The sequence below is a fragment of the Leucobacter soli genome, assembly GCF_042659205.1.
GTDB classification, from domain to species: Bacteria; Actinomycetota; Actinomycetes; order Actinomycetales; family Microbacteriaceae; genus Leucobacter; species Leucobacter soli.
The window spans coordinates 1-11,496 of sequence record NZ_JBHSRW010000064.1 but is presented as its reverse complement, the minus strand read 5'-3'; the positions used below and the strand labels follow the sequence as shown (position 1 = coordinate 11,496).

General features: G+C 69.6%; 8 protein-coding genes and 1 pseudogene. All 9 read left to right on the top strand.

All coding sequences use genetic code 11. From position 1 onward, the window contains the following. The first annotated feature begins 126 nt into the window (after nt 1–126). Nucleotides 127–1,089, top strand: a complete 963-nt coding sequence (locus tag ACFPZL_RS06090; protein ID WP_218113825.1) for a GGDEF domain-containing protein — start codon at nt 127–129, stop codon at nt 1,087–1,089. 54 nt (nt 1,090–1,143) lie between these two features. Continuing rightward, complete coding sequence (locus ACFPZL_RS06085; protein WP_218113826.1) at nt 1,144–1,953, top strand: thymidylate synthase; 810 nt, start codon at nt 1,144–1,146, stop codon at nt 1,951–1,953. Nucleotides 1,954–1,957: 4 nt separating this feature from the next. Next, nucleotides 1,958–2,497, top strand: a complete 540-nt coding sequence (locus tag ACFPZL_RS06080; RefSeq protein ID WP_218113827.1) for a dihydrofolate reductase — start codon at nt 1,958–1,960, stop codon at nt 2,495–2,497. Between the two features lie 69 nt (nt 2,498–2,566). After that, nucleotides 2,567–3,544, top strand: a complete 978-nt coding sequence (gene dapA / locus ACFPZL_RS06075; RefSeq protein ID WP_218113828.1) for a 4-hydroxy-tetrahydrodipicolinate synthase — start codon at nt 2,567–2,569, stop codon at nt 3,542–3,544. Between the two features lie 43 nt (nt 3,545–3,587). Next, nucleotides 3,588–5,264 carry a ribonuclease J gene (locus ACFPZL_RS06070; RefSeq protein ID WP_218113829.1) on the top strand — a complete coding sequence of 559 codons (1,677 nt, stop codon included), beginning with the start codon at nt 3,588–3,590 and terminating at the stop codon, nt 5,262–5,264. 2 nt (nt 5,265–5,266) lie between these two features. Further along, nucleotides 5,267–6,400, top strand: coding sequence for a lipid II:glycine glycyltransferase FemX (locus ACFPZL_RS06065; RefSeq protein ID WP_218113830.1), 1,134 nt, complete (start codon nt 5,267–5,269; stop codon nt 6,398–6,400). 19 nt (nt 6,401–6,419) lie between these two features. Then, the gene (murJ, locus tag ACFPZL_RS06060; RefSeq protein WP_218113831.1) at nt 6,420–8,012 is read left to right on the top strand and encodes a murein biosynthesis integral membrane protein MurJ; all 1,593 of its coding nucleotides are present in this window, start codon (nt 6,420–6,422) and stop codon (nt 8,010–8,012) included. Between the two features lie 123 nt (nt 8,013–8,135). Further along, the gene (locus tag ACFPZL_RS06055; RefSeq protein ID WP_218113832.1) at nt 8,136–11,030 is read left to right on the top strand and encodes a DNA translocase FtsK; all 2,895 of its coding nucleotides are present in this window, start codon (nt 8,136–8,138) and stop codon (nt 11,028–11,030) included. Between the two features lie 182 nt (nt 11,031–11,212). Beyond that, nucleotides 11,213–11,496, top strand: a pseudogene (locus tag ACFPZL_RS06050) (hypothetical protein); the annotation flags it as partial.

Here is an 11,496-nt window from a genome sequence, read left to right as displayed (position 1 = left end):
CGCTCCCGGGGATTGGCGGAGCTGGGCTCGTCTCGGGATCGTCTACGACGCCTGCGGCGACCGGCCGCGCGCGCGCGGCGCGCTGCGCACGGCGATCGCGCTCTCCCGGAGCTCCGGGAGGCGGTGATGCGAGCGGCGCTGAGACACCATTCGGAGCTCTCGGTCGCATCCGCGGGGTTCTACCTGGTCGGCGGCGTGCTCGCGCTCCTGCTCGTGACGGTGTTCCAGGACGAGCGCAGCCGACTCCACTCGGTGTCGCTGGTCGTCTCGGGGATCTCCTTCACGGCGGCGGCGGTCTTCCTGGTCCTGGGGCGGCGCACCGCGACGCGGCCGGCGTTGGTGCTGATGTGCGTGAGCGCCGCGCTCGTGCTGGTGATGGTCTTCTTCGCGCCGAGCGAGATCCGCGCGATGAACTCGGCCCTGCTCTTCTACACCTTCATCATCTACCTGGTGTGGTTCGGTCCGATGTGGCTGGCTCGCTCGTTCGGCGTCGTCTGGCTCGCCGTGTACTGCACGGTGCTGGCGGTGCGCTTCGGCCCTGAGGTCCACCCGTTCCTGGTGTCGCTCGTGCTCACGGCGGTCCTGCTCGGCGAGCTCGTCGGTGCCTACAAGAACCGCCTCGAGGAGAACTCGCTGACCGATCCGCTCTGCGGAGTCTGGAACAAGCGCGGTTTCGCGCTGCTGACCGAGCGGACGGTGCTCGCGCTGAGACGCACGGGCAAGCCGCTCTCGGTGCTCTACGTCGACATCGACGACCTGAAGCGGGTGAACGACGAGCTGGGGCACGCCGAGGGGGACCGGTTGCTGCGCGAATTCGCCGCGGAGCTGGATCGTGCCACCCGGGCGCAGGACATCGTCGCACGACTGGGCGGCGACGAATTCGCGCTGCTGATGCCGGGGGTCGACGCCGAGCAGGCGGCGGCCACCGGCCGGCGCCTGACCCGGGTGCTGCGCGAGACCTCCTGGTCCTTCGGCGTCGCGACGCTGGATCCCGGCGAGCACCCCGACGTCTTCATCGCGCGCGCCGATCGCCTCATGCTCGAGCAGAAGCGGAGGCGCAAGGCCGAGCGGGAGGGCGTCGCCGAATAGCGATCGGGCGGTGCCCGGCATCCGATGTCGGCGCCGCTCGGTACACTGGTGCGCATGAGTGGAGCGCGCGTCGAGACCCCCTACGAGGATCTGCTGCGGGAGGTGTTCGAGCACGGCACGCCGAAGTCGGATCGCACGGGCACCGGTACGCGCAGCCTGTTCGGCAAGCAGATCCGCTTCGACCTCGCGGAGTCCTTCCCGCTCATCACGACCAAGCGCGTGCACTTCAAGTCCGTGGCCTACGAACTGCTGTGGTTCCTGCGCGGCGAGGGCAACACGCAGTACCTGCGTGATCACGGGGTGACGATCTGGGACGAGTGGGCCGACGAGCACGGCGACCTCGGCCCGGTGTACGGCGTGCAGTGGCGTTCGTGGCCCACGCCCGATGGCGGTCGGATCGACCAGATCGCGCAGATCGTCGAGCAGATCCGGGCCAACCCGGACTCGCGTCGGCACCTCGTCTCGGCCTGGAACGTCGCGGAGCTCGACCAGATGGCGCTCATGCCCTGCCATGCCTTCTTCCAGTTCTACGTCGCCGACGGCAAGCTCAGCTGCCAGCTGTACCAGCGCTCCGCCGACATGTTCCTCGGGGTGCCCTTCAACATCGCCTCGTACGCGCTGCTGACCCTGATGGTGGCGCAGCAGACGGGCCTCGAACCGGGCGATTTCATCTGGACGGGCGGCGACTGCCACATCTACGACAACCACCTGGAGCAGGTGCGGGAACAGCTCTCGCGAGAGGCGTTCCCCTACCCGCGGCTCGTGCTCGCGCCGCGCGACAGCATCTTCGCGTACGAGTTCGAGGACTTCGAAGTGATCGGCTACGAGCACCATCCGGCGATCAAGGCCCCGGTGGCGGTGTGACTCGGTGAGCGGGGCGACGGAGATCGTCCTCGTCTGGGCGGAGGCCCGAGGCGGGGTCATCGGGCGAGGGGGTGCGATGCCCTGGCATCTGCCCGAGGATCTGGCGCACTTCAAAGCCGCGACGCTGGGCGACCCGGTCGTCATGGGCCGCCGCACCTGGGAGTCGCTGCCCGAGCGGTTCCGGCCCCTGCCCGGGCGGGAGAACCTCGTCGTCTCGGGGAACCCCGCGTACGCCGCTCCCGGCGCCCGTGTCGTCGGCTCGCTCGACGCTGCGCTGATGCTGCTCGACGGTGCCGAGCGGATCTGCGTGATCGGCGGCGGCGAGATCTTCCGCGCGGCGATGCCGATCGCCACTGAGCTGATCGTGACGCGGATCGAGATCGACGTGCCGGATGCCGACACCTTCGCTCCCGAGATCGGCTCGGAATGGCGGCTGACCGACCCGGGCCAGGTCCGGGTCGCCGCGAACGGCCTCGAGTACCGCTTCCAGAGCTATCGGAGAGAGCTCGCCGCGTCGAGCGCGCCGGAGAATCCGCGGGCGTGAGCCCAGGGGCGCCCGCGACCACAGGCGCCGGCGACGCGCGGAGGCGCGCCTCTCGGATACCCTAGATAGGTGACGACTGTAGAGAATCCATTCGGGCAAGTGCTGGTCGCGCTGATCACCCCCTTCCACGCCGACGGCGAGGTCGACTGGGCGGCCACCGAGCAGCACATCGAGAACTGCATCCAGAGCGGTGCGGACGGCATCGTGGTGACGGGCACCACGGGTGAGACGTCGACGCTCACGGACCCCGAGAAGATCAAGCTCGTGGAGGTCGCGAAGTCGGTCTCCGCGGGCCGCGCGAAGGTCATCACGGGCGGCGGATCGAACGAGACGGCCCATGCGATCGAGCTCTACCGCGCCAGCGAGAAGGCCGGCGCCGATGGCGTGATGATCGTCACCCCGTACTACAACAAGCCGACTCAGGCCGGCCTGCTGACGCACTTCCGGATGGTGGCCGACGCCACCGAACTGCCGGTGATCCTCTACGACATCCCCGGCCGCACCGGCGTGCCGATCACGTACGAGACGATCCTGCGGCTCGCGAAGCACCCCAACATCCTGGCGGTCAAGGACGCGAAGGGCGACTTCAGCGAGGTCAGCCGTGTGCTGAATCAGACCGACCTCATGTACTTCTCCGGCGACGACGCCAACGTGCTGCCGCATCTCGCGATCGGCGCCACCGGGCTCATCGGCGTGACCGCGAACATCACCGCGACGCCGTACCGCTCGATCGTCGACGCCGTGAACCGCGGCGATCTGCACACCGCGCGCGCCGAGCATCAGCGGCTCGAGCCGCTCGTCCGCGCGATCATGACCCATGTGCCGGGAACGGTGGCGGCGAAGTACGTGCTGCACGGGCTCGGCCGCATCGGCAGCCCGCGCGTGCGCCTGCCGCTCGTCGGCCCCGAGGAATGGGAGGCCGCGCTCATCGAGGACGAGCTCGCCCTCGTCCGCGACGTCCCGGGCGCCGACTTCTCGAACTTCCGCCCCGACCGCAACGCCGCCGCAGGCGGCGCGCTGCCCAAGATCGCGGGCACCACCCGATAACCGCGGGTGCCGGCGACCGCCGCATCCGCAGAAGAGAGACGCATTGACCACCCCACACTTCGCACCACCCGAACTCGAACCGGGAACGCTGCGGGTCACCCCGCTCGGCGGCCTCGGCGAGGTCGGCCGCAACATGACGGTCTACGAGATCGGCGGGAAGCTGCTGGTCGTGGACTGCGGCGTGCTCTTCCCCGAGGAGACGCATCCGGGCGTGGACCTGATCCTGCCCGACATCTCGAAGATCGAGGAACGCCTCGGCGACATCGTCGCCGTCGTGCTCACGCACGGGCACGAGGATCACATCGGCGGCGTGCCCTACCTGCTGAAGCGGCGCGAGGACATCCCGCTCGTCGGCTCGAAGCTCACGCTCGCGTTCGTCGCGGCGAAGCTGAAGGAGCATCGCATCCGGCCGGTGCTCCGCGAGGTCGCCGAGGGCGATCGCCTGGACTACGGGCCGTTCGACCTCGAGTTCATCGCGGTGAACCACTCGATCCCCGACGCGCTCGCGGTCGCGATCCGCACCGAGGCCGGTCTCGTCATCGGCACCGGCGACTTCAAGATGGATCAGCTGCCGCTCGACAAGCGGATCACCGACCTGCGCGCCTTCGCCCGGCTGGGCGAGGAGGGCGTCGACCTCTTCATGACGGACTCGACGAATGCCGACGTGCCGGGCTTCACCCCGCTCGAGAAGGACATCGGGCCCGTGCTCGAGCGGGTCATCGCGGGTTCGACCGGCAAGGTCGTCGTGGCGAGCTTCTCGAGCCACGTGCACCGCGTGCAGCAGGTGCTCGACGCCGCGCAGGCGAACGGCCGGCGCGTCGTGCTGCTCGGTCGCTCCATGGTGCGGAACATGAAGATCGCCTCCGATCTCGGCTACCTCGAGGTTCCGGAGGGCGTGCTCGTCGACCTGAAGAAGAGCGGCGACATCCCGGATCACCGCATCGTCTACATGTCGACCGGCTCTCAGGGCGAGCCCATGGCCGTGCTCAGCCGGATGGCGAACCGCGAGCACCAGGTCGAGATCGGCGAGGGCGACACCGTGATCCTCGCCTCGAGCCTCATCCCGGGCAACGAGAACTCGGTCTACCGCGTCATCAACGGGCTCATGAAGCTCGGCGCGAACGTGGTCCACAAGGGGAACGCGAAGGTGCACGTCTCGGGGCACGCCGCCGCCGGCGAGCTGCTCTACTGCTACAACATCGTGCGCCCGAAGAACGTGATGCCGATCCACGGCGAGTACCGCCACCTGGTCGCGAACGCGGGGCTCGCCATCGAGACCGGCGTCCCGCAGAACCGCACGATCATCGGAGAGAACGGCACCGTGGTCGATCTGAAGGACGGCGTCGCGCGCCAGGTCGGTCAGCTCGACATCGACTTCATCTACGTCGACGGATCCAGCGTCGGCAAGGTGACCGACGACGACCTGCGCGATCGTCGCGTGCTCGCGGAGGAGGGATTCATCTCGGTGATCACGGTCGTCGAGACGAGTCTCGGCCAGATCGTGTCGGGTCCGGAGATCCACGCCAAGGGCGTCGCCGAGGCCGACCACGTCTTCGACAAGATCAAGCCGCAGATCGCCGACGCGCTCGAGCAGGCGATGCGGGAGGGCGTGGTCGACCATCATCAGCTGCAGCAGATCGTGCGCCGCACGATCGGCCGCTGGGTCGGTACGAAGCTGCGCCGAAAGGCGATGATCGTCCCGGTCGTGGTGGTGGTCTGAGCGTGGCGGGTCCTGACCCGACGCCGCTGCGCTTCGCCGATGCCGGCGAGGTCGCGCGCTGGGACGAACTGGTCGAGGCCGCACCCGGCGGCGGCGAGATCTGGCAGAGCCGCGAGTACGCGGAGGTGAAGCGCCATCAGCGCTACCGGCCCCGCTACGTCGTCGGCGACGGGTTCCCCGCGACGCTGGTGCTCGAGAAGCGGATCCCGCTGCTCGGCAGGTTCTGGTACTCGCCCGCGGGGCCGGACGTCTCGACGGACGCCGACGGCTCGCCCATGCCGGCAGAGGAATACGTCGCCCGTGGGCGTCGTCTCGCCGCGTTCGCGCGGTCGCAGGGCGTCTTCCTGCTGAAGGTCGAGCCGCGGATCCTCCGCAGCGACGACGCCTTCGCCGTGCTCGCGCGGGCGGGCTACTCGCGGGCTCCGCATGTGCTGCCGAACGAGTCCACCATCGTCCTCGACATCTCCGGCGACGAGGAGGACATCCTGCGCGGCTTCTCGAGCAGCACCCGCACGAAGATCCGCAAGGCCGACAAGGAGGGCTTCGACGTGCGCCGCGTCGAGGCGAGCGACGAGAACTGCCGACTCATGTACGAACTGCTCTCCGGCACCGCCGAGGACAAGTTCGAGCTGCGTCCCTACGACTACTTCCGGGAGTTCTGGCAGGGCTTCCAGCGCGCCGGTCGCGGGCAGCTCGTGCTCGGATACGACATGGGCGCAGGCGACGGTGCCGGTGCCGGCGCCGCGCGCGCAGGGGAGGGCGGGACGCTGGTCGCAGGCATGTTCGCGACGGCGCTCGGGAGGACGAGCGGCTACAAGGACGGCGCCTCGGCCAAGAGCCGGCTGCCGACCGGCGCGATGTACCGGATGCAGCTCGAGCTGATCCGCTGGGGGAAGGAGCAGGGCGCGACCCGGCACGATCTCATCGGGACGCCGCCGAGCGACCGGCTCGACGACCCCGCGCACCGCCTCCACGGAGTGGGCCAGTACAAGCTGCGGCTGTCGAAGGACGTGACGGACTACGTCGGGGCGCTGGATCTGCCGCTGCGCCCCTTCGCCGTGCGCCTGTGGGACGCCGTGTTCGAGCGCCTCGCCCGGCGGTGGACGCTGACGACGCGAGGGGACGTGTTCTATTGAGCCAGGCGGTGCGCCCCTGATGGCCGCCGGGCTGGTACGCGCCAGCGCCGTCATGGCCTCGGGCACCATGGTGTCGCGGATCCTCGGGTTCGTGAAGGCGATGCTGCTGGTCTACGCGATCGGGCAGCTCTCGCAGTCGGCCGACGCGTTCGCGAACGGCAACCAGCTGCCCAGCACGCTCTACATGGTGCTCGCGGGCGGCATGCTGAACGCCGTGCTCGTGCCGCAGATCGTCAAGGCCGCGCAGGGCAAGGACGGCGGCAGCGGCTACATCAACAAGGTGCTGACGCTCGTCTCGGTGGCGCTGCTGGCGATCACGACGCTCGCCATGCTCGCGGCTCCGGCCATCGTCTGGGTGCTCACGCTCTCGTGGGACGCGGATCAGCGCGCGCTCGCGGTCGCCTTCTCCTACTGGTGCATCCCGCAGGTCGTCTTCTACGGCTGGTACACGGTGCTCGGGGAGGTGCTGAACGCGAAGAAGGTGTTCGGTCCCTTCACCTGGGCGCCCGCGCTCGCGAACGTGATCGCGATCATCGGCACCGTCGTCTACATCGCCCTCTTCGGAGCGAGCAACGATCCGCCGATCGACGCTTGGACGCCGGCGTCGATCGCCGTGCTCGCCGGCAGCGCGACCCTCGGGGTCGCGGCGCAGGCGCTGATCCTGATCTGGCCGTGGCGCCGGGCCGGCCTGCGGTTCCGCCCGGACTTCACCTGGCGGGGAGTGGGGCTCGGGCAGACGGGACGGATCGCCGGCTGGGGACTCGCCTCGATCCTCGTCCTGCAGCTCGGCGGGGTCGTCACGACCAACGTCATCAACTCCGCGTCGGGGCAGGGGCCCTCGCTGACCGCGATGACGAACGCCTGGCTGGTCTTCATGCTGCCGCACTCGGTGATCGCGGTCTCGCTGATGACGGCGCACTTCACCGAGCTCTCCGAGTTCGGGCAGAGCGGCCGGATGGACGCCTTCCGCACCGGCTTCTCCGATGCGGCGAAGCAGATCGCGATGCTCATGGTCTTCGCGGCGGCGGCCATGTTCATGGCCGCGCCCTTCGTGAGCCGCGTCCTGTGGCCGAGCGGCAGTCCGGAGGACGTCCAGACCTTCGCGTACCTGCTGCAGTTCTACTCGCTGGGTCTCGCTGCCTACAGCGTGATGTTCGCGGTGCAGCGCGCCTTCTATGCGCTCTCGGACGCGCGGACCCCGTTCATCTTCATGGCGGCGCAGCTGGTCGCACTGATCGCCCTGACGGTCCCAGCCGCCTTCACCGTGCAGAAGGGACTGCTGGGGTTCGTCTACGCGGGCATCTGGTCGTTCACCACGATCCTGCAGGTGCTCCTCGCGCTCTGGCTGCTGCGGCGGAGGCTCGGGCGGATCGGCGGGGCCGATCTCCTCGTCAGCGTGATCCGATACCTCGTGGCCGTGGTTCCGGCGCTCGCCGTCGGCCTCTTCCTCGTCTACGTGTGCCGCAGCAGCGTGCCGGACTTCGGGCTGCTGCTCGCCGTCGTCTTCGCCCTGGTCTGCGCGGCCGCGATGGGCCTCGTCTACTTCGCCGTGCTGCTCGCGGTCCGCGCGCCCGAGGCGCGCGCGCTTCTGGCTCGGCTGCGGCGGCGATAGGGGCCGCTCCGCACGCCCGGTGGACCATGCCCGTGGCGGTCCTGCGGGTACCGTCCGAGGGTGAAATCCCACGCGCCGAGCGGGATCCCCGCGAATGTCGGCGGTCGAAGGTACCGTGTTCGCATGGCCGGCAAGACATCCTCACGCTCGAAGACGCAGAGCACCGGGCGCTCCCGCTCGGGCTCGCGCACCTCGGCGACCAAGGTCCTCGAGCCCGAGCCGCAGGGCGGCGGGTTCGGTCGTGCCTGGATGGGCCTCGCGCACGCCGTCGGCGGTGCCGCCCGAGCGTTCCGGCCCGAGCCGATCGCGAGCGAGGATCGGCGCGACGGCATCCCGCTCCTGCTCGTGCTGCTCGCGGTGGTCGGCGCGATCACCGAGTGGTTCCTGATCGGGAACCCGGTGGCCGTGCAGATCAGCGCGTGGACTTTCGGCGGGCTCTTCGGGCGGGTCGCCTTCGGGCTGCCGATCCTGATGGTCGCATTCGCCTTCTGGCTCTTCAACAACCCGTCCGGTGTGCACGACAACCGACGCATCGCCATCGGCCTCGGCCTCGCGATGCTCAGCGCCTCGGGGCTCTCCCACGTCCTCGGGAGCCGGCCGCAGCCGAGCGAGGGGATGGTCGCGCTCTCGCAGTCGGGCGGCCTGTTCGGCTGGATGGTCGGTGCGCCGGCGGCGATGCTGACCGCGTGGTTCGCCGTGCCCGTCTTCATCCTCCTCCTGGCGCTCTCAGTCCTGATCGTCACCAAGACCCCGCCCGGCAGCATTCCCTCCCGGTTGCGCGAGGCCTACGGCTATCTCTTCGGCGCGACGATGCCGGAAGCCGCACCGGAGGCCGAAGCGCCCGGGGCCGGGCGACGGGGCAAGCGGGGGCAGACCCCGCTCTTCGACGTCGACGATCTACCCGATGACGGGGGAGCAGCCGATACGGGAAGCCTGCCATGGTGGCGCCGCACCTCCTCGGGGCGTGAGGAGGACCCGGAGTACGGCTCGAGCGGTGCCGCTGATGGCGCGCCGAACGCGATCGACGCGATCGACGAGCTCTTCGGCGGCGAGGATCAGCCCGGCCGCGACCGCGCCTTCGATTCCGCGCTCGAGTCGGGCGCGATCTCCGATGCACAGGAGACGGATGTGCTCGACGGTGCCCTCGGCAGTGCCGGTGCCTTCGGCAGTGCGCACGGGGCGGAGCCTGATGCCGAGGTCGCCCAGCTCCACGACGAGGCCGCGTCGACCAGCACGTTCGAGGTGGCGCCGGCTCACGACGAATCGTTGCGGCCCTATGTCCTGCCGGATCAGGCCTCGCTTTCGGCGGGGGAGCCCAGTCGCGCCCGCACCCAGGCGAACGACGACATCATGGCCGCCATCGCCGAGGTGCTCCAGCAGTTCAAGGTCGACGCGCAGGTGACGGGCTTCTCCCGCGGCCCGACGGTGACGCAGTACGAGGTCGAGCTCGGCCCCGGTGTGAAGGTCGAGCGCGTCACTGCGCTCTCGAAGAATCTCGCCTACGCCGTGGCCTCGAACGAGATCCGGATCCTCTCGCCGATCCCGGGCAAGAGCGCGATCGGCATCGAGATCCCGAACAAGGATCGAGAGAACGTCGCGCTCGGCGACGTGCTGCGCTCGTCGAAGGCGCTCGGCAACCGCCACCCGATGATCGTCGGCATCGGCAAGGACGTGCGCGGCGGCTTCGTCGTCGCGAACCTCGCGAAGATGCCGCACCTGCTCGTCGCGGGCGCCACAGGATCCGGCAAGTCGAGCTTCATCAACTCGATGATCACGAGCGTGCTGATGCGGGCGACGCCCGCAGAGGTGCGCATGGTGCTCGTCGATCCCAAGCGCGTCGAGCTCACGATCTACCAGGGCGTCCCGCACCTCATCACCCCCATCATCACGAACCCGAAGAAGGCGGCCGAGGCGCTGCAGTGGGTCGTGAAAGAGATGGACATGCGCTACGACGACCTGGAGAGCTTCGGCTTCCGCCATGTGGACGACTTCAACGAGGCGGTGCGCAGCGGGTCGATCGTGCTCCCCGAGGGCAGCGAGCGCGTGCTCAAGCCCTACCCCTACCTACTGGTGGTGGTCGACGAGCTCGCCGACCTGATGCTCGTCGCCCCGCGCGACGTCGAGGATTCGATCCAACGCATCACCCAGCTGGCGCGCGCCGCCGGCATCCATCTGGTGCTCGCCACGCAGCGGCCCTCCGTGAACGTCGTCACCGGCATCATCAAGGCGAACGTTCCGAGCCGCTACGCCTTCGCGGTCTCCTCGGGTACGGACTCCCGCGTCATCCTCGACGAGGTCGGCGCCGAGCGCCTGATCGGCCAGGGCGATGGCCTGCTGCTGCTGAACGGCGAATCCACGCCGACCCGCGTGCAGGGCGCCTGGGTCAAAGAGGCGGAGATTCAGCGCGTCGTCGAGCACGTCAAGGCGCAGGCGCGGCCCGAGTACCGTGCAGATGTGGCGCAGGTCGCCGAGAAGAAGGAGATCGACGAGGAGATCGGCGACGATCTCGACGTCCTGCTCCAGGCGATCGAGCTCGTGGTCACCTCCCAGTTCGGGTCGACGTCCATGCTGCAGCGGAAGCTGCGAGTCGGATTCGCGAAGGCCGGACGGCTCATGGACCTTATGGAATCGCGTGACATCGTCGGCCCCTCCGAGGGATCGAAGGCGCGTGACGTGCTCGTCTCGCCGGAGCAGCTGCCGGAGGTGCTCGCCTCCATCACCGGCCGCGGCGCCTCGGCGGCGCCGTTCCCGGCGGCGCCCGCGTCCGCTCCACCGCCGTCGACCGCCCCGCCGGTTCAGACTTCCACCGAGCCCGAGACGAGCGTCCTCGAGCCGTTGCCGGACGAACTCGGCCGCCCGCAGGCGGAGGACGGCTTCGCCGAACTCGGCCTCGGGGGAGGCAGTGGGGCGGATGCCGACCCACGCTACGACGACCCCATCGCCCGCTACCAGGCCGACCTCGAATCGGTCGATGGGGACGGGGACGAAGACGCCTGGCAGCTCACCGGGCGGGACTGAGCGGATCGCGCCGGGCGGAGCCGGACGGGACGGCGCCGCGCCGCAGGAGTGCATCGATGGTGCGCGCCGGATGCCGTCGAGATGCGATCGGAGTCCGCTGAAGTCGCGAGAACCCCTTGGCGCCTGTTAGCGTCGCTGAGGGGGAATCCGGAGAACGCCTGTGCACATGGAGTGGATGACGAATGAATGAGAACGAGCAGCCGGAGACCCCCGAGGCTCCGAACGCCCCGGAGAGCGCCTCGAACGGCTCCCCCGAGAACCCCTCGGAGCCCGGCGGTTCGACCGAGGACTTCGCGGCGCAGGCGGCAGCCTGGAACGCCTCGCAGGCCGAGCCTCGGATCCAGGACCCTGCGCCCGCGGAACCGCTCCAGCCGCAGCAGCCGATCGATCCGCAGGCATTCGCGCAGACCGTAGCGCAGCCGGGCGGCCAGGCCGCCCCTCCGCAGACGGACCCCGCGTACCAGCA

Bases quoted from the DNA above. Each gene is read 5' to 3' on its own strand.
- ACFPZL_RS06090 (WP_218113825.1), top strand. From the start codon at position 127: ATGCGAGCGGCGCTGAGACACCATTCGGAGCTCTCGGTCGCATCCGCG.
- ACFPZL_RS06085 (WP_218113826.1), top strand. From the start codon at position 1,144: ATGAGTGGAGCGCGCGTCGAGACCCCCTACGAGGATCTGCTGCGGGAG.
- murJ (WP_218113831.1), top strand. From the start codon at position 6,420: ATGGCCGCCGGGCTGGTACGCGCCAGCGCCGTCATGGCCTCGGGCACC.
- ACFPZL_RS06055 (WP_218113832.1), top strand. From the start codon at position 8,136: ATGGCCGGCAAGACATCCTCACGCTCGAAGACGCAGAGCACCGGGCGC.